Annotated in this window: 13 protein-coding genes; 3 read left to right on the top strand and 10 right to left on the bottom strand. The window is 56.0% G+C overall.

Translation table 11 applies throughout. The features are described 5' to 3' along the window. Positions 1–16: 16 nt before the first annotated feature. From P8935_RS11205 to tsaB, 6 genes are all read right to left on the bottom strand, one after another. Positions 17–1042, bottom strand: coding sequence for an Asd/ArgC dimerization domain-containing protein (locus tag P8935_RS11205; RefSeq protein WP_348265084.1), 1026 nt, complete (start codon positions 1040–1042; stop codon positions 17–19). Between the two features lie 24 nt (positions 1043–1066). Then, the gene (locus tag P8935_RS11200; RefSeq protein WP_348265083.1) at positions 1067–1981 is read right to left on the bottom strand and encodes a phosphatidylcholine/phosphatidylserine synthase; all 915 of its coding nucleotides are present in this window, start codon (positions 1979–1981) and stop codon (positions 1067–1069) included. Beyond that, complete coding sequence (locus P8935_RS11195) at positions 1978–2679, bottom strand: phosphatidylserine decarboxylase family protein (protein WP_348265082.1); 702 nt, start codon at positions 2677–2679, stop codon at positions 1978–1980. The genes P8935_RS11200 and P8935_RS11195 overlap by 4 nt, the downstream gene beginning before the upstream one ends. Before the next feature lie 128 nt (positions 2680–2807). After that, the gene (locus tag P8935_RS11190; protein ID WP_348265081.1) at positions 2808–3017 is read right to left on the bottom strand and encodes a YdcH family protein; all 210 of its coding nucleotides are present in this window, start codon (positions 3015–3017) and stop codon (positions 2808–2810) included. A gap of 128 nt (positions 3018–3145) precedes the next feature. Then, positions 3146–3661, bottom strand: a complete 516-nt coding sequence (gene rimI, locus P8935_RS11185) for a ribosomal protein S18-alanine N-acetyltransferase (protein ID WP_348265080.1) — start codon at positions 3659–3661, stop codon at positions 3146–3148. Continuing rightward, the gene (gene tsaB, locus P8935_RS11180; protein ID WP_348265079.1) at positions 3658–4380 is read right to left on the bottom strand and encodes a tRNA (adenosine(37)-N6)-threonylcarbamoyltransferase complex dimerization subunit type 1 TsaB; all 723 of its coding nucleotides are present in this window, start codon (positions 4378–4380) and stop codon (positions 3658–3660) included. The genes rimI and tsaB overlap by 4 nt, the downstream gene beginning before the upstream one ends. Positions 4381–4513: 133 nt before the next feature. On the opposite strand from tsaB, the gene P8935_RS11175 reads away from it, so the two are divergent. Then, positions 4514–6103, top strand: coding sequence for a DHA2 family efflux MFS transporter permease subunit (locus tag P8935_RS11175; protein WP_348265078.1), 1590 nt, complete (start codon positions 4514–4516; stop codon positions 6101–6103). A 274-nt stretch (positions 6104–6377) separates the two neighbouring features. Continuing rightward, on the top strand, positions 6378–7343 hold the full coding sequence (locus P8935_RS11170) for a hypothetical protein (protein ID WP_348265077.1): 966 nt from the start codon (positions 6378–6380) through the stop codon (positions 7341–7343). Positions 7344–7432: 89 nt separating this feature from the next. On the opposite strand, the gene P8935_RS11165 is transcribed toward P8935_RS11170, so the two are convergent. Beyond that, positions 7433–8386, bottom strand: a complete 954-nt coding sequence (locus tag P8935_RS11165) for an IS1595 family transposase (RefSeq protein ID WP_348265076.1) — start codon at positions 8384–8386, stop codon at positions 7433–7435. A gap of 488 nt (positions 8387–8874) precedes the next feature. Here P8935_RS11165 and P8935_RS11160 point away from each other — a divergent pair, with 488 nt between their 5' ends. Next, positions 8875–9657 (top strand): P63C domain-containing protein, encoded by a 783-nt coding sequence (locus P8935_RS11160; protein WP_348265075.1) that lies wholly within the window; start codon positions 8875–8877, stop codon positions 9655–9657. A 431-nt stretch (positions 9658–10088) separates the two neighbouring features. Here P8935_RS11160 and P8935_RS11155 read toward each other — a convergent pair whose 3' ends face one another. The 3 genes from P8935_RS11155 to cysK all read right to left on the bottom strand — a co-directional run bounded on the left by P8935_RS11155 (position 10089) and on the right by cysK (position 16940). Further along, positions 10089–11237, bottom strand: coding sequence for a PLP-dependent aspartate aminotransferase family protein (locus P8935_RS11155; RefSeq protein ID WP_348265074.1), 1149 nt, complete (start codon positions 11235–11237; stop codon positions 10089–10091). A 179-nt stretch (positions 11238–11416) separates the two neighbouring features. Continuing rightward, the gene (locus tag P8935_RS11150) at positions 11417–15277 is read right to left on the bottom strand and encodes a choice-of-anchor D domain-containing protein (protein ID WP_348265073.1); all 3861 of its coding nucleotides are present in this window, start codon (positions 15275–15277) and stop codon (positions 11417–11419) included. A 709-nt stretch (positions 15278–15986) separates the two neighbouring features. Further along, entirely contained in the window at positions 15987–16940 is a 954-nt protein-coding gene (cysK, locus tag P8935_RS11145; protein WP_348265072.1) for a cysteine synthase A, read from the bottom strand.

The following is a 16940-nucleotide window of genomic DNA, read 5'->3' as shown; positions in this document are numbered from 1 at the left end:
CTTCGAATGCCGTAACCTACTGCACCGTGCCCTGCGGCCTCAGCCTTCGCAGGTCCAGCGCACACTCCACCGCATTTTGAGCAAACAGCCGCAAATTGTCCGACGCCGCCCATAACCAGACCCGCGCCGATTCATTTGCATTGCGCGTCCCCGGCTCAAGTCGAAGCCGAACCAGCACATCGTTCTGTCCGGTGGCCGAGAGATTCGAAGGCGAATCAGTGTCTTCAAGCACTAGATCCACATGGTCACCACTTAACGCGTCTTCCAGCGCCGATAAGTCCACCGGCCGCTCCAGTTCGGCGAAGATCGAAAAGGTGTGGCCATGAAAAACGGGCGCGCTGATCGTTTGTATCGCCAGAACTGAGAGGCGTCTCCCAGCTAGCGAGGCGTACTGACGCCGTATCCGCGCGTCCATCGCGCCCATGCGGACTTTGGAATTTTCGCCGAAGCCAGAAAGCAGGTTGTAAGCCAGTTGCGCGTCAAACGTCTCGCGCGGTATCGATTGAAAGCTCAAAAGATTTACCGTCTGTTGATGAAGTTCATCCATCGCGGCCCGGCCAAACTCGCTCGCGGGCAGCATAACGGTCGCCGCAGCTTCCCTCACCGGAGCAGTCTGCTGTAAGCGCTCCATCAAAAGCGCCAGCGCCAGTGCTGCCGGATGCGCTGGAACCACCGCCGGGGTAAACAAATCGGCGGCTACATCCTGCTCTCCCACCCACGGCGAACGCACCAGAACCCCGGGCTCCTGGTCGAGAGCACCTGAAAGATCCAGCACCGTCGATCCGGCTCGCAGTGCCTCACGCCAGTATTTGCGCGTCATGGTCTCTGTTCCGCAGAAAAAGGTGAAGTCCACGTGCTCGAACGACTCCCCGCTCACAGCTTGAACAAAAGTGACCTCGTCGCCAAGTTGATCGAGTTGGCCAAGGCCCTCTTCTTCGTCAAAGAGGGTGAAGCTCGCTGTGGCAAGCGACGACTCGGTAAGAGCCTCTTTCAACTCTTTCCCCAGCAGTGTGGACGCTCCAACGATGGCAATCTTGTACACAGGCTTCCTTCTTGTCGTTTGTACTCAGGAGTGATGCAGCGGATCAGGATCGGGGCCCTCAGGCAGCCCTTTCGAATCGTTTCGTTGTCCTCGCCGCCGCCGGCGCGACCATCCATACGCAGCCCGCGCCCAGATACCCGAAAACATGTATACCAGCGCAATCGCGAACAAAACCACGCCGGAATAGCGGAGGACTACATACAGCACAATCGCAATGATGAACAGTAGCTGGAATGGATGACTGCGACCAAGGTCGATCTCCTTGCCCGACCAGAATCGCCACGTGCTCACCATTAAGAATCCCGCAAGGCCCACCAGGATCAGCCAGGGTATCGCCACCCACCATGCCTGCACCGGTATCCCATAAAAGAAATGCACCGTAGCCGCCAGCAGACCCGCAGCTCCGGGAATCGGCATGCCCACAAAATATTTGCGATCAGGCCTTCCTGGATTTCTCGGCTTCGGATCATGGCTGATGTTGAATCTAGCCAGTCGCGAGGCTCCGCCCATCAAAAACAGAAAGCAAATAAACGCTCCGGCCTGGACGAGATGCTGACGGAGCTGCGGATTAATGGTGTCGGGCAGGAAATGAAAGCCCCACACAAACGCCAGCAAACTCGGCGCGACGCCAAATGTAATCACGTCCGCCAGCGAATCCAGTTCCCGGCCAAAATCGCTTGCTGTATTCGTCATGCGCGCGATCCGCCCATCAAGCGAATCGAACGGAATAGCCAGCAGGATCGCGATTGCCGCCCAATCCAGGTGCATCTGTGCGCCGTTCGTCTGTGCCGCGCTGCTGGCTGCTTCAATGGTCTGCGTAATCGCAAAATAGCCCGCGCCGATATTCATCGCGGTGAAAAGTGACGGCAGAATAAACATGCCCCGCCGCAGACGCGCCTTTTTCTTGGCCTTGGCGAGCTCTGCTTCAGAGAAGTTCAAGCTTCGTCTCCTTCGACGATCTCAGGTTCTGCGCTCGCACTCGCAGTCTTCCGCTGTGCAGTCACACCCACAGCAAGCTCAGACTCCGGCATCTCAGCAATGATGGACGATCCGCCCTTCACCCGCTGTCCGGTCTTGACGCGAATCTCTGCCTCGGCAGGCAGTATGACGTCCGTGCGCGAACCGAATTTGATCAGCCCGACGCGCTGGCCCCGCTCCACGCGGTCACCCACGCGATGGTTGAAGATGATCCGCCGGGCAATCAACCCCGCGATCTGCTTGAAAACGATCTCCATGCCCTCGCCGTGTACCGTCACGATATTTTGTTCGTTGAGATCGGCACACTTTTGGTTCATCGCATTCAGAAATTTCCCCCTCTGATAGCGAACTGCCGTGATCTCCCCCGCAATTGGAGAGCGGTTCACGTGCACATCGAAGACATTCAGGAAAATGCTGATGCGCTGCCGCGGACCGCTGGGCGTTTCAATGCGAACGGTTTCGGTCACCAACCCGTCGGCAGGCGAAACCAGCAATCCTTGTCCATTAGGTATTTCACGTTGAGGATCGCGGAAGAACCACACGAAAAATGCGCCCAGAAGAACGGGCACGATACTCCATACCCACGTGCCAGTGGCCCATGCCAACACTGCTGCCACTGCCACCAGACTCATACCGTAGATGTAACCGTCACGAACCATTGTCCCTAACGATTATACGGTTGAATTGGACACGGAGAGCGCGGCAGCAGAATCTCATCCTGCGCGCGGCTGAAACCGGACGGCTCAGCCGTTCCTTTCATCGTCATACGACCCGAAGGTCTGAAACTCTACGCGATTGCCGGGGCCCGATGCTCGAGAGCGTAAATCAGGTCCTTGGCATGTAGTTTCAGCTTCTTCAAGCGAACTTCTTCGAGTTCCTCATCCGTAGAGAGATAAGGTTTCTGAAGCAATTCTTCCAACCGCTGAGCGTAGCGACGATGTTCGGCATGAAGACGGCCAATTTCTTCGCTCAGCGTGGAGTCATTTATCTCATCCATCAAGCACCTCCGACCCTTCTTAACCAAATACATATAGTCCTCCGGCGCGCAATCGGCAAGCGGGAAGACACAAGAAAATGCCCGGAGCTGTGGATTTCTTGATCCACAATCAGCACACGTGACACAAATCACATTTCGACCTTACGATGCGCTCGTTTCTCAGCATCCGGCCTGCCCTCGACATCCAAACGCATCAGAATGGCATCCTCAACGGGGTCAGCATAGTAGCCCGGCCGTCGTCCCACTTCGATAAACCCAAAGGACCCGTAGAAGCCTCGCGCAGCCTTATTTGAGTCGCGCACTTCAAGCACCAATCCGCGTATTTGAACACGAGAAAGTTCAGCACTTACTGCCTCGAAAAGCCGTCGCCCGACACCCTGGCGCTGATATCCCGCCATGACGCCAATCGACTCCAATTCAGCTTCCGATGGAACCATCACAGCCACCGCAAAGCCCACCGCCGCTCCGGTTCCTGCGTCTTCGGCGACCAGAATAATGCGCCTCGGAGAAGATTCACTCAGTGCAGCCTCGTAGACGCGCCGTGGCCACTGCGGCGCATGATCCAACCCAGAGGCGATCTCCACCACCCGGTCAATGTCCGACGCGCTCATCGTGCGAATCAAGATCGACGATTTGCCGCTCATGCTCGCTGCGCCTTCGGTGCCGTCGGATCGCCGAAGATCTCCGCATCCGATCGCCGCAGATAGTGCCCATCCAGGAGTGCCAGATCGTCAAACTCCCGTCGCAGAATCCGCGCCACGCATAGTTGAATCGCATCCGCCGCGGTCGGCGCATCGCTTCGAACCAGTTCGACTCCTTGCCACGACGCTTTCAGGAGTTCCGCAGCCTGATCATCGCAAACCGCAATCTGCGCCGGCTGCGCATGCACGTCCGACAACTCCTCCGCTCCCGCCAGCAACTCTCGCGTACAACCGTCCTCTCCGACGAGCCGCAGAAAAACCTCGTGCCGATGAGCGTCCAATGCCGCCGACCCGACTCCAGCCTTCGCCGACAACACCCCCAGCCGAGACACCGCAACCACCGGAATCTGCCCCGGCTCCGCCAGCCCTTTCACCGCGCTCAAACCCACGCGAACCCCTGTAAAGCTCCCCGGCCCACTCGTCACGACAATTGCGCCGATCTCACCCAGCTTTATCCCGAACCCCGTCAGCAGGTCACCAATGGCCGCCACCAGCGTTGCTGAAAAGCTCCGCCCTGCGAGTTCGGTCTGTCTCAGGATCCTCGCTGCCCCACTCTTGAGCCGCGCCAGCGCTACCGTCCCCGATGGCCCACAGGTATCCACTCCCAGCACCAGAAAGTCCGCCTCAGCCCGCATCTCCGCAACTGATTGAGTGCCTTGCATCTCCTCTCAGGATTACATACCTCCGCCAGCCCTCAAGGCGTCCAAATTCCGTTAATCTGGTGTCAGCACTCCCTCGTATCATCTGCTGCCTCGGCGGCTAAACGAAGCACCTTCAAATCTGAAAGGATCTGGCGTGGCCGCCGCGGCGACAACCACATTCCACGACACGTGGCGACCCCGGGCCAATCCCTGGGCCATCGCCATTACCGTCACGCTCGCCACTTTCATGGAGGCGCTCGACACCTCCATCGCCAACGTCGCTATGCCCCACATCGGCGGCTCGCTCGGCGCCAGCCCGGAGGAGGCCACCTGGGTCCTTACTAGCTATCTCGTAGCCAACGCCATGGTGCTGCCCATCAGCGGCTGGATCGCCAACCGCATCGGTCGCAAGCGCTTCTACATGAGCTGCGTCTTCCTCTTCACCGTCGCGTCCCTGCTTTGCGGCATCGCCCCTACTCTCGGCATGCTGGTCTTCTTCCGTGTGCTCCAGGGCGCTGCTGGAGGCGGCCTCCAGCCTAGCGAGCAATCGATCCTCGCCGACACCTTCCCGCCCCAGAAACGCAGCATGGCCTTCGCCGTATACGGAGTCGCCGTCGTCACCGCCCCCGTCCTCGGCCCGACTGTCGGAGGATGGATCGTCGACAACTACACCTGGCGTTGGATCTTCTTCCTCAACATCCCCGTCGGCATCATCTCGCTTTATCTTTCCAACCGCCTCGTCGAAGACCCGCCGTATCTCGCCGAAGTCCGCAAGCGTCGCGAGGGTATCGACTACTGGGGGCTCGGCCTCCTCATCATTGCCATCGGCTCCATCCAGATCATGCTCGATAAGGGTCAGGAAGACGACTGGCTCAGCTCTCGCTTCATCGTTACGCTTCTGATCACATCGATTATCGGACTTACGCTCTTCTTCTGGCGCGAACTCTCCATCGAACACCCCGTCCTCGACCTGCGCCTCTTTGCGCGCCGCAACGTCGGCATGACCCAGCTCGTCATGTTCATGGTGGGCGTCGCCCTGTATTCGTCGACCGTTCTGATCCCGCAATTCCTGCAGGAAATCATGGGTTATTCCGCCCGACAGGCCGGCATGGCGGTCTCCTCCGGCGGACTTGTGCTGATGTTCCTCTTCCCCGTCGCGGGCGCACTCGCGCCCAAATTCGACGCGCGCAAGCTCGTCGCCATCGGCTTCGTCATCACCACCTTTGGTCTGTGGCGTATGACGTCGATCAACCCCAATGTCAGCTTCGGCCAGGCAGTCAGCTGGCGCGTCTTCATCGCCCTCGGCCTGCCCTTTCTGTTTATCCCCATCAACACGCTCTGCTACTCAGGAATCCCGCAGGAAAAATACAACGAGGTCAGCGGACTAACAGCGCTCATGCGCAATCTAGGCGGAAGCGTGGGCATCAGCTTCATCACCACCCTGTTGGCACGTTTGAGCCAGAAGCACCTTGCCATGCTCGTACCAAAGGCCGCGTCCGGCAACCCAGCATATGACCAGATGCGGGGTGGCCTCACCGGCGCATGGATGCAGCGCGGATCAGCATTGCCTGATGCGATTCATCACGCCGGCGCGCAGATCTACGGCATGGCCCAGATACAGGCCCGCCTTCTCGCCTACGTCGATGTCATCTGGGTCATGGTCGCGGTCACCACCGTCCTCATCCCGCTCCCGTTCCTGATGCAACGCCCCAAAAAACTCCCCGCCGCCCCCATGGGTCACTAGTTATCTCGCCCCACTCGATGCCGTGTCATCCTGAGGTCCGCTTTCTTTTCCTGGCTCTTGCAACTTGGACGTCAAGCACTGACTTCTCGTCGAATGGCGTAAATTCCTGATTCATCAGCGAAAATTCCGGCAATAACCGACTAGGCTAACCAGCGACCAAAAGTTCCATTGGCGCAAAGGGGTGCCAAGTGAAACCATACTTCTCATCAAATCCCAGCCAGTATTCCTTCGACGCGGGCGAGTGTCTGGGGACGGGAGAGGTGTGGGCGCGGACATGCGGGAGAAATTCAAATCTTTTATCGAGTTATTTAATGCTGTCTTTGGGGTTCTGCATAACGTGGGCAGCCCGACTAAGATCGTGGCGCTCTGGACTGTGTTTGGAATCGTGGCGGTGTGGATCATCGTTGGGCAAGCAATGGAGTATGCCAAAAAAATCAAAGAGAAGCACGAGGGGCTTGTGAAGATGGAAAACAAGCACCCCGATTTTTTTAGGTTTCTGTATAGCGGCAAGGTCCGCTTTTGGATGCTTGTCATTGCGATGACGTTTTTCTTAATAGATTGGCGCGACGCAACGTCGATCAGTCCCCCTATAGTCCAAGGACCTCCCGCGCCGATAGTTAAGTTTGTGGACAGCAAGGGTAACGAGATTACAGCATATCCTTCAAAATCCACCACTAAAGCAATAGCATCAGAGGCAAAACCGCTGACTCCGCAGCCTATGCCTACTCCGCCACAGCAGGCTACTGGGGAGCAGCCATCATTTTCCGAACCAAGTGCACGCGCACAGTTAGAAGACGTTACAAGGCAAGTCCAGAAGGTGGCCGGGGATTGGAGGCAAACAATAATAAATTGCGAGTGTCCACCAAATGGAAGATGTAGAGGCCCTGTTATGGGACCGCAATCACCAGAGAATGATCGCATCAACTACTTGGCATGCATTCTTAAAAAGTCAGACACGATCCAAAGTGATTGGTTCAAAGCGAGTGTAGGTGTTTGTCCGGTTGTTCATAAGGCAATGGATAGAATGCTGAGGCCGGGATCAAACCAGGTCGCACCAAATTACGCGACTCAGCAGGAAGATAAATGTGTCGGATTGTTCAATCCCCATCTGCTTGAATCTGATATACAAACACTCAATAGTAGGCCACTAGACAAGGATCGATTTCAGCCAAATTTAGATTTTTTAGGCGGTCTAGATAAGAAACTCGGAGACTACCCTGAAAATCTACCATCACACTGATTGTCTTTCGGCTCGCACTGAGTTTCTTGTACTCCAGCGCGGGTGCTCAAGATCGGCGGCGCGGCCCACGCTGTCTCCGGTAAAGATATTTAGGCCGCTGGATTCAACCTCCCCGTCAACTCCGCATAGGTCAATCTGCGACCTACAATGTCCTTCAATGCGGCCTTGAACCTGCTGGCGTCTGTGTTCTCTTGTTTGCGGAGATTAAATCGAAATACCTGCTCATCCACGTAACGCTCCAAATGGAACGGCTCAACACTGATATACGTTCCACCCAAGCTGCGCTTGAGGCATGACCAGAAATTTTCGATTCCATTCGTGTGAATGTGGCCGCGAACGTATCCTTCGATGTGATTGATGATTTCGTGTGCGTACTCGTTTTCCTTGGCTAAGAATGGATAGCTCACATGCTCGTCTGTGATGACGTTAGCGCCTCGCTCAATGCTGCCCTCTAGCACGGGGCGCATGGTCTGAACCTTGCGGTCCGCAATGACTCTAGCGCGAACCCTGCCGCCTCTTTCCAGCATCCCCATGACAATAGCTTTGCCGTTGCCAGCGGAGTAGTTCAGTCTCTTATCGCGGCGCGATTTATGCATATTGCGAACCTTGCCGCCGACAAAAGTCTCATCGATCTCAATCGGAAAATCAGTACCAAATTTCTCAGTGGCGAGGTCTGTCATGGCGAGTCGAATGCGGTGAAGCATGTGCCAAGTGGATTTCTGAGTCACGCCGATTGCGCGTTTGATCTCGTAGGACGAAACACCATTGCGGCAATTCGCTAGCATCCAAAACGCGACCATCCATTTGTCGAGTGAGATTGGCGAGTCCTCCATGATCGTGCCGACCTTAACGGAGAACTGTTTCTTGCAGCCCCGGCACTTCCAGCGCTTTTGATTGGCAAGCCAAATAGTGTTTCCGATCTCGCCGCAAGCGGTGCATACCACTTGTCCATCAGGCCAGCGGAGGGAGGCTAGCAGATCAATGCAGGTTTGTTCGTTGGAGTAGTAGCGGATGGCTTCTGAAAGGGTCTGAGGTTCTTGCACTGTGAACTCTCCCTTGAGTTCCACAGCGTTTCGCCGGATAATGAGTTTGCGGGTTCATCGCGGCTTCGGCTGTGGTGGATTCATACCCCGGTTCATCGTTAGCGCGATGGTCGGGGTTTTCTATTGCTACAATGTATACTTGCTCGGGCAGGAATGCAATATAAATGTTGACTTCTTTCTCGGGCAAGTATTAAAGTAGCGTCATGGCTTTAAAGATTACATCGGAAGCGGCTAAGATGCTGTCCAACCTTGGCGCAGCGAAGGGCGGAATCGCCAGAAAGAATGCGTTGACGCCCGAGCAGCGGAGCGAGATTGCAAGGAATGCCGTGAGCAAGAGGTGGGAGAGCGAAGGCAAAGGTGTGCCCCTTCTTGCCCACTACGGTGCATTAGACCGCCCTCTCCGAATCGCAGACATCAAGATACCCTGCTACGTCCTTTCGGACGGCACTCGCGTACTCGCTCAACGTGGGCTTCAGAGCAGTATTGGCATGTCAGAAGGTGGCGGCCAGCGCGGCGCGCGCAGAATCGCAGAATTTATGTCTCGCTTACAGCTAAAGGGCATAGATATCAGAGACTTAATCGCGCGCCTAAATTCTCCGATTAGATTCATTCCACCCCACGGGGGCAATCCTGCCGACGGCTATGAAGCGACAATTCTGCCTGACATTTGCGCAGTCATTATCGACGCAGATCAAAAGGGAAAGCTTGATGGACGGTTGAAGCGATTGGCTGAACGCGCCGCAAAATTACAACATGGATGGGCAATAGTCGGAATCATTGCCCTTGTCGATGAGGCTACTGGTTACCAAGATGTTCGCCAGCGAGATGCCCTCGCACGCATTTTGGAGAAATTTGTCGCGAAAGAGTTACGTCCGTATCTTCCAACATTTCCTCTTGAATTCTATCGACAGATTTATCGTTTGAACGGATGGGACTATGACGAGAGTTCCGCGCGCCCCGGTGTTGTAGGGCACTGGACTAACAATGTCATCTACAAGCGATTAGCTCCGGGTGTCTGGAAGGAACTTGATCGTCTCACACCGCGCGACGCAACTGGACGGCTAAAGCACAAGCTGTTTCAGCGTCTCACTGAAGATGTTGGACTAGCCAAACTTGATAAGCATTTCGCGGCTATTCTCATGCTGATGAAATATTCGCCGAACTGGAAAGTATTTATGGACAGACTTGATCACGAGTTTCCTCAGTGGGGAGATAATCTCATGCTCCCCTTCCCTGACGACTACACGCCTCCGCCGGGATTGGCTGAATGAACAAGTGGCGGCCTTACCTGCCGAGGCCGCCACCACTTTTTAAAGATTGGTTAGCCTAGTCGGTTATTGCCAAAATTCCTGCTCCGGATTTGCAGGTAATTTCTGCCTAATTCGCTACGCTTAAACCAGCGAATGGACGGCAGTTCGTTCCGCAATATTCTCAAACGCAGCAAGTCGACAATCAGCCGTAAGCCTCTTATCTAGAGGAATCTACGGCTAACCTCCGTGGCTGGAGTAATTTGGCGGCCACCCTGCGCCGCAAGCCGATGGAAACAGGATACTTCTCTACAGAGACGGGGTAATAGGGTATATGCTGCAACCAAATGGTTGCACAATGTCAGTCCAGCCGCCGGGTGCCGGGTGCCCCGTTCATGCGCGCTTTTTGCGCATGAGTGGGAAAGCACGAATCCGAACGATCCAGTCAGAAAACCTTACACCGCCGCCAGCGCCTGCTCCAGATCGGCAATCAAATCGTCCTTGTCCTCGATCCCAACTGACAACCGAACCAACCCCTGCGTGATGCCAACCTTCTCCCGCTCCGCATCGGTAAGAGCGAAATGCGTCGTAGTCGCCGAGTGTGAGGCCAGTGACTCCACTCCGCCCAGCGATTCTGCATTCAGGAACAGCTTCACGGCTCCCAGGAACTTCCCCGCCTTCTCGCGCGATCCAAGGTCGAAGCTCAGCATCGATCCAAACCCGCGCTGCTGCCTCTTCGCCAGCTCATGTTGCGGGTGGCTCTTCAATCCTGGATAGGCGAGCCGCGTCACCTTGCTCTGCGTCGACAAAAACTCCGCCACTGCTCGTCCATTCTCTTCGTGCTGCTTCATCCGCAGAGGTAGCGTCTTGATGCCGCGCATCACTAGAAATGCTTCGAACGGCGACATGATTCCGCCGGCCGCCTTCTGCACCAGCAGGAATCGTTCCTTATGTTCCGGCTTCGTACCGATCAGGGCGCCGCCCAGGCCATCGGAGTGGCCGTTCAAAAACTTCGTCGTCGAATGCATCACAATGTCCGCGCCCAGCGCTATCGGACTTTGCAGCGCGGGCGACATGAACGTGTTATCGACGCTCACCTCTACGCCATGCGCATGCGCAACCTCCGATACTGCCGCAATATCTGTCAGCACCATCAGCGGATTCGTCGGCGTCTCGATGTGTATCAGCTTCGTATTCCTCTTGATCGCCGCCTTTACCGCGTCAAGATTCGCTGTATCGACGTACTCAATCTCGATCCCGTAGTGCTGAATGATCAGGTTGAATAGCCTCGTCGTCCCGCCATAAACGTTGTGCGAACAGATCAAATGATCGCCCGTGCGCAGTGTGGCCACCAACGCGTAGATGGCCGCCATGCCACTCGCAAATGCATGGCCGCACGTGCCGCCTTCAATGGCCGCAAGCGCCTCTTCAAGATGGGCACGGGTAGGATTGCCGGCACGCGAATAGTCGTAGCCCCTATCGGTGCCGATCCCAGTCAGCTCAAAGGTGGAAGAAAGGTAAACGGGAACATTCACGGCGCCTGTGAGCGGATCGGGCTGTTGCCCCGCATGCACGGCGAGCGTTGCGAATTTTGATTGTGACATTTTAGCTTCGAGCTCCTGACATTCAGCCACGCCCAACGCGCAGCTTTCTGCGCACTGTGCAGCTTCCCGCGCCGAAGCGCGGCTTAGCTCTAGCTTATCGTGGCTGCCGCCCGCCACAAAAAAGAGAGGCGCCGGATCTCCCTGGTTGGGGAAATCCGGCGCCTTTTCGGAAGGAGAACTTAAGGCAGTGAGATCGCCTGCACCGAGTAAGCAGGCACGCTGATCGTCGTGGTCAAACTTGTTCCCGATTGCGAGAACGAAATCGGAGTGGTGCTGATCTGCGCACCATTCACAATCTGGTAAAGAGTTCCCTGCGTGCCCGTCAGCCCCGGATTCGCAAGCGTCACCGTGATCTGGCTATACGGTGTCGAAGTGGGATTGGTGACCACAACCGCATCGTGATTCGCCGTGTAGAACGCCGTTGTCGCCAAGCCTCCACCGCCCGTCGGCGCTGAAATGCTCTTCGCCATGTACCCGCCTTGCGACAGCCCCAGGTATTGGGTTGACGCAACCAACTGGTAAGGGAAGTACTGCGGATACGGAGCGGGTGTGGCTCCAGCCGAGTACAGGCAATCGTTGCCGTTGTCGACAACACCGATCAGGCAGAACCACGGATAGGCGGAGCCGGCGAAGTAGAAGATCTTGTTCGGCACTTTCGTGACGCCGTTGTAAACCGAGTTCAGCACATCTGTCGCATAGAGTGAATTGAACACGGGCGCGTAGGTGTTGTCGTTGCGGCAACAATCCTGGTAGAACGCCCAGTTCGTGTTGTACTCGGTGATGTAGATCGGCGTATTCGCAGCGTTCGGTTGCTGACCTGCAGCCACTGCCTTCACGGCCTTGACGTAGTTGGCCTGAGCACCGTTGCTTACGTCCTGTTCCGCCTCATACATCGAAGGCATGTCCGTGTACGTATCCCATGTAGCCTCAAGTTGTGAGGATCCATAGAAATACTGGTGATAGCTGACGAAATCGACATAAGGTGCGGTCGTGCTGGTGGTCAACAGGGCGTTGATCCAGTAAGGCGTATACCCCGAAATCACCGGCCCACCGATACGAATCGGCACTCCATCCTGCGCCGCTTGTTGCTTCATTAAGGGGGCGGCGGCGGCATAAATGGCTAAGTATGTATTCAGGTGGTTTGCTGTAGTGCACATGCCGGTCGCGTTAGGTTCATTGCCGATCTCGTAATCGGTAATGACGCCCGGGAACGCCACGTCCATATGAGCTACATAAGCCTGCGCGATCAGCGCCCACTGGTTTATGTCTGTCGGCGCCGCGAATACATTGCCGGCACACGGACCTGAAGTGGGCTGCAGCCACGAAGGCGACTGATGAAGCTGAAGCAACGCATGCTGCCCTGAAGCTTGGATCGTTGCAATGATCGGATCGATCTTCGTCCAGTCCGGCGTCTGTGTTGCATACACTGTCGCAATCTGCCCAGATGTACGCGCCACGGTTAGGCCACCATCTTCAAGCATGTTGCGAGCGGCAACCGTGGGAATCGATTCCCCGCGTCCGTAGCCGAAAAGGTCTGCCGGGATAGGGGCTGTCGTTCCCGCTCGCGATCCGTAGTCCGCGGTAATGCTGGAGAAGACCGTAACGACACCGCCGCTGGTTCGGTTCAGGGTCGCATCCGTCACTCGCACCGTGTGCTTGCCTGCCGTCGGCGGCGCGGTATACAGACCCGTACTTGAAACCGTGCCCACCGTTGCATTTCCTCCAGCGATGTTATCCACCGTATACGTCACATTCGAATCCGGCACGAGGCAGATTTGCGCCGAGAACGGCTGCTTTGCGCCGACAGGTATCGATGCAACATACGGATAGATTCCAAAGGTCAGGCTTGCCAGCGGTTCCACCGTAATGGTCGCGGAACTTGTAAGCGATGGTATCTGCTGGCTATTGATCTCGACGTAATAGGTGCCCGCAGTTGCTGGCGCAGTGTACAGTCCCGTTGAGGAGACCGTGCCCACCGTGGAGTTACCCCCCGGTACGTTATTCACGTACCAGTTAACGGCAGTGTTTGTCAGATTCTGAGTACGAGCGGTGAGTTGTAGCGTTTGGAGAGGCTGAACGCATGGAGTGAGCGGTGTAATGGCCACCAGCGCACCTTGCGTACCATTGATACCCGAACCCTGCAGCGGAATCGTAACGGGGCTGCCGGCTGCGCTCTCATTGATCACCAGGTTCGCTGGCCGGCTTCCGATTACCTGCGGATCGAATGAAACCAAGACCGAGCAACTTGCGCCAGCCGCCAGCGATCCTCCACCTGCGCCATTTCCACAGTTCGTTGTGAAAGGGTAGTCCGCCGATGAAACGATCGAACTAAAGTTAACCGCGGTGGATTGGTTGTTCGTCAGCGTCACCGCCTGCGGCGTGCTCGACGTCTTGATAATCTGATTGTTGAAGTAAAGGCCGCCAACCTTGGGGGTATATGTCAACCCAACGGTTCCGTTTCCGTTTACCGGCAGCACCTGCGGGGAATTAGCAGCATCATCTGTCACCGTGACATTTGCCGCGTAGTATTGCACAGCCGTGGGACTGAAACTGACGCTTACTGTGCAGCTCTGCCCTGCTCCCAAAGAAGCTCCACACGTATTGGTTTGCGAGAACGGCGCCGGCACAGTTATCCCGGAAATATTCATAGCCACGGTTTGATTATTCGTCAGATTCACGCTCGAGGGCGCGCTCGACGTTCCAATTGCCTGGCTGGGGAACGAGATAACACTCGGAGTGAAGTAAACCAACGCATAACCCGTTCCATACAGAGGCACACTCTGCGGGGACGTTGCCGCGTCATCCGTGATCGTTAAAGCCGAAGAATAGTGCTGTGAAGCAGTCGGCGCAAACTTCACAGTAACCGTGCAACTCGCGCCCGACGCAAGAGTGGTGCCGCAATTATTCGTTTGTGCAAACGGAGAAGGCGCGGCAATATTCGCAATGTTCAGCGTAACGGGCTGCTTGTTGGTGAGCGTCACCGTATAGCCGGAACTGGTCGTGTTCGTAGCTTGATTGGGGAAAGAAATTTGTGTAGGCGAAGTGACCACCGGAAGATAGCCGTTGCCGCTCAGTGCAACCGTGTGCGGCGAAGTCGCACTGCTGTCCGTAATGGCCAGGCTCCCCGTGTAATACTTCGCGGCCGTGGGCGCGAAGGTCACGTTGACTGAGCAGCTCTGTCCCGAGGCCAAAGAGGTCCCGCAATTGTTCGTCGTCGCAAACGGCGCCGGAGCGGAGATGCTTGAAATGCTCAGTGGAGTGCTTTGCACGTTGGTGACCGTGACCACCGTAGCCGCACTGGTTGAGTTCACTGGTTGGTTCGGAAATGCAATCGTCTTGGGCGTGTAATTGACCGGAGCAATGCCGACGCCCGATACCGCGACCGTTTGCGGCGAATTAGACGCGCTGTCAGTCACCGTGATCGTGGACGAAGAAGACTGCACAGCCGCGGGAGAAAATGTCAGCGACAGCGTGCACGTGCCTCCGCCTGCCAGCGTTGAACCGCAATTGTTCGTCTGCGCAAACGGGGCCGTCGCTTGAATGCTCGAGATTGCGAGCGCGGCAGGCAAATTGTTGTACATGGTAACGTTCGTAGTGTTGCTCGTCGTGCCCGCGGCCTGATTCCCAAAGTTCACCGAGGCCGGCGAGAAGGTCACCGGAATAACACCATTCCCCGTTAGCGCGACCGACTGTGGCGAATTGCCTGCAGAATCTGTAATCACCAGCGACGACGAATAGTATTGTTTCGCTGTCGGCGTGAATGTCACGTTCAGCGTGCATTGCGCATTTGGCGCGAGGCTAGTTCCGCAGTTATCGGTCTCTGCATACGGCGCACCAATCTGGATGCTCGAAATCGTCAGCGTTCCGGCCTGATTGTTCAGCAAAGTCACCGGCACAGCTGCGCTCGTCGTATTCAGTCCCTGGTTGGGGAACTTGATGGTCGCAGGCGAAACCGAGATATTTTGTGATTGCGATTGGAGGGCGCATCCCATCAGCAGGATCGCAACGAGAGGAACGAGACAACGACGATCAATTTTCACAGGCACTCCCAGGCAACTTCAGAGTCAATCAACGAAAGCATCGCAAACTCAACGTCGGCCAATGCAGGTCAGGTGAGCAAAGCAAACAACATCCATCGCTTACTTTGCTTCTTATCGTGAGTCGCAATACGAAATCGAAACAACGAGTCAAGGGAAAGATTTCTCTCTTCACTATCTGTTGTGAAGAGAAACTAAATCGAACTGCTCATCGCCAGCACAGTGTTAGTAACTTGCTGAAACCCACTACTCCCACTAAAACGGCACTTTGAGCGGTAAATGATCCTATATTCCTAAGTGAAAAGTAAGATGCCCCTGGCATAGATTTGGTTGGTAAAACGTTGATTTCGCTGCCATCCCTTTTTAGTAACCATGCATCCAAACTCGCGGTATCCGGCTGTGTGGGTACTGAGGAGTTACAGCATGTCTAGCCCCAAAAAATGTGCAAATCCTGCCTGCAACTGCATTCCTCCCGAAAAGCAAAAGTATTGCAGCGCTCACTGTGAAGGAATCGCAGACAAGACTGAAATCATGTGCACCTGTGGACATGACGGGTGCTCCACCATGAAAGCCTGAAGTATTTCGTTGCCGAAACCTAAACCCGAGGCGCGTCAGACGGCGCACGGGGGAATTTTGTGTCTCAATAGGAAATTCGTCACAGCCAGGTCGGCGGCGGCGAAGTCGCTAAGAATCTCCCCTATCGCGGAGCTAACTAAACGCCGCCTTCGAAGATCTTCTTCGACAAATATCGCTCCGCCGAATCGGGGATAATCGTGGCCACGCGCTTACCTGCGCCTAGTTCGCGTGCCAACGCAGCAGCAGCAAACACCGCCGCTCCCGCGCTCGACCCGCCCACCAACCCTTCTTCAGCTGCCAGGCGCTTCACCATCGTAAACGCGTCATCGTCGTTCACCATCATGACTCGATCACACATGTCGCGGTGAAACGTTTCGGGAACGAAGTGGACTCCTATTCCCTCTACGCGATGCTTCCCCGGCGCGCCGCCCTGCAGAATCGACCCCTGCGTCTCCACGGCCACTGTGATCACAGAGGGGTTGTTTTCCTTGAGGAATCGTGCAACGCCTGAAAATGTGCCGCCGGTGCCCACGCCGGCCACAAACCCATCTACCCGCCCTGCCATCTGCTCCCAGATTTCAGCGCCGGTAGTATCGTGATGAAACTGCGGATTGGATTGGTTCGTAAACTGTCCGGCCATGAATGCCCCAGGAATCGCCTCTGCCGCTTTATTGGCTTCGCGAATTGCGCCCGCCATTCCGTCGGCCTCTGGAGTTCGCACCACCTCGGCACCAAACCCACGCATCAGTATGCACTTCTCCTCGGCAAACCCTTCCGGCACGAACAACTTCACTTTATAGCCACGATTCACGCCGATCAGGGCCAGTCCTACCCCGGTATTCCCAGCTGTGGCTTCAACGATCGTCGACCCTTGGCGCAGCAACCCCTTCGCCTCCGCGGCCAGAATCATGCCCAGCGCGGCACGATCCTTGATGCTGCCGCCAGGATTCAGAAATTCAAGCTTGGCAAACACAGCCGCCGAAGAAGCAGGCACAATTCTGCCGAGTTGAAGCATCGGAGTATGCCCTACTAGTTGGGTGATATCGGCTACAACACGAAGGGGCGAGGTGGAGGGGCTTTCGACTGCCAT

Source organism: Telmatobacter sp. DSM 110680 (assembly GCF_039994875.1).
Lineage (GTDB): Bacteria > Acidobacteriota > Terriglobia > Terriglobales > Acidobacteriaceae > Telmatobacter.
This window is presented reverse-complemented; position numbering and strand designations above follow the sequence as displayed.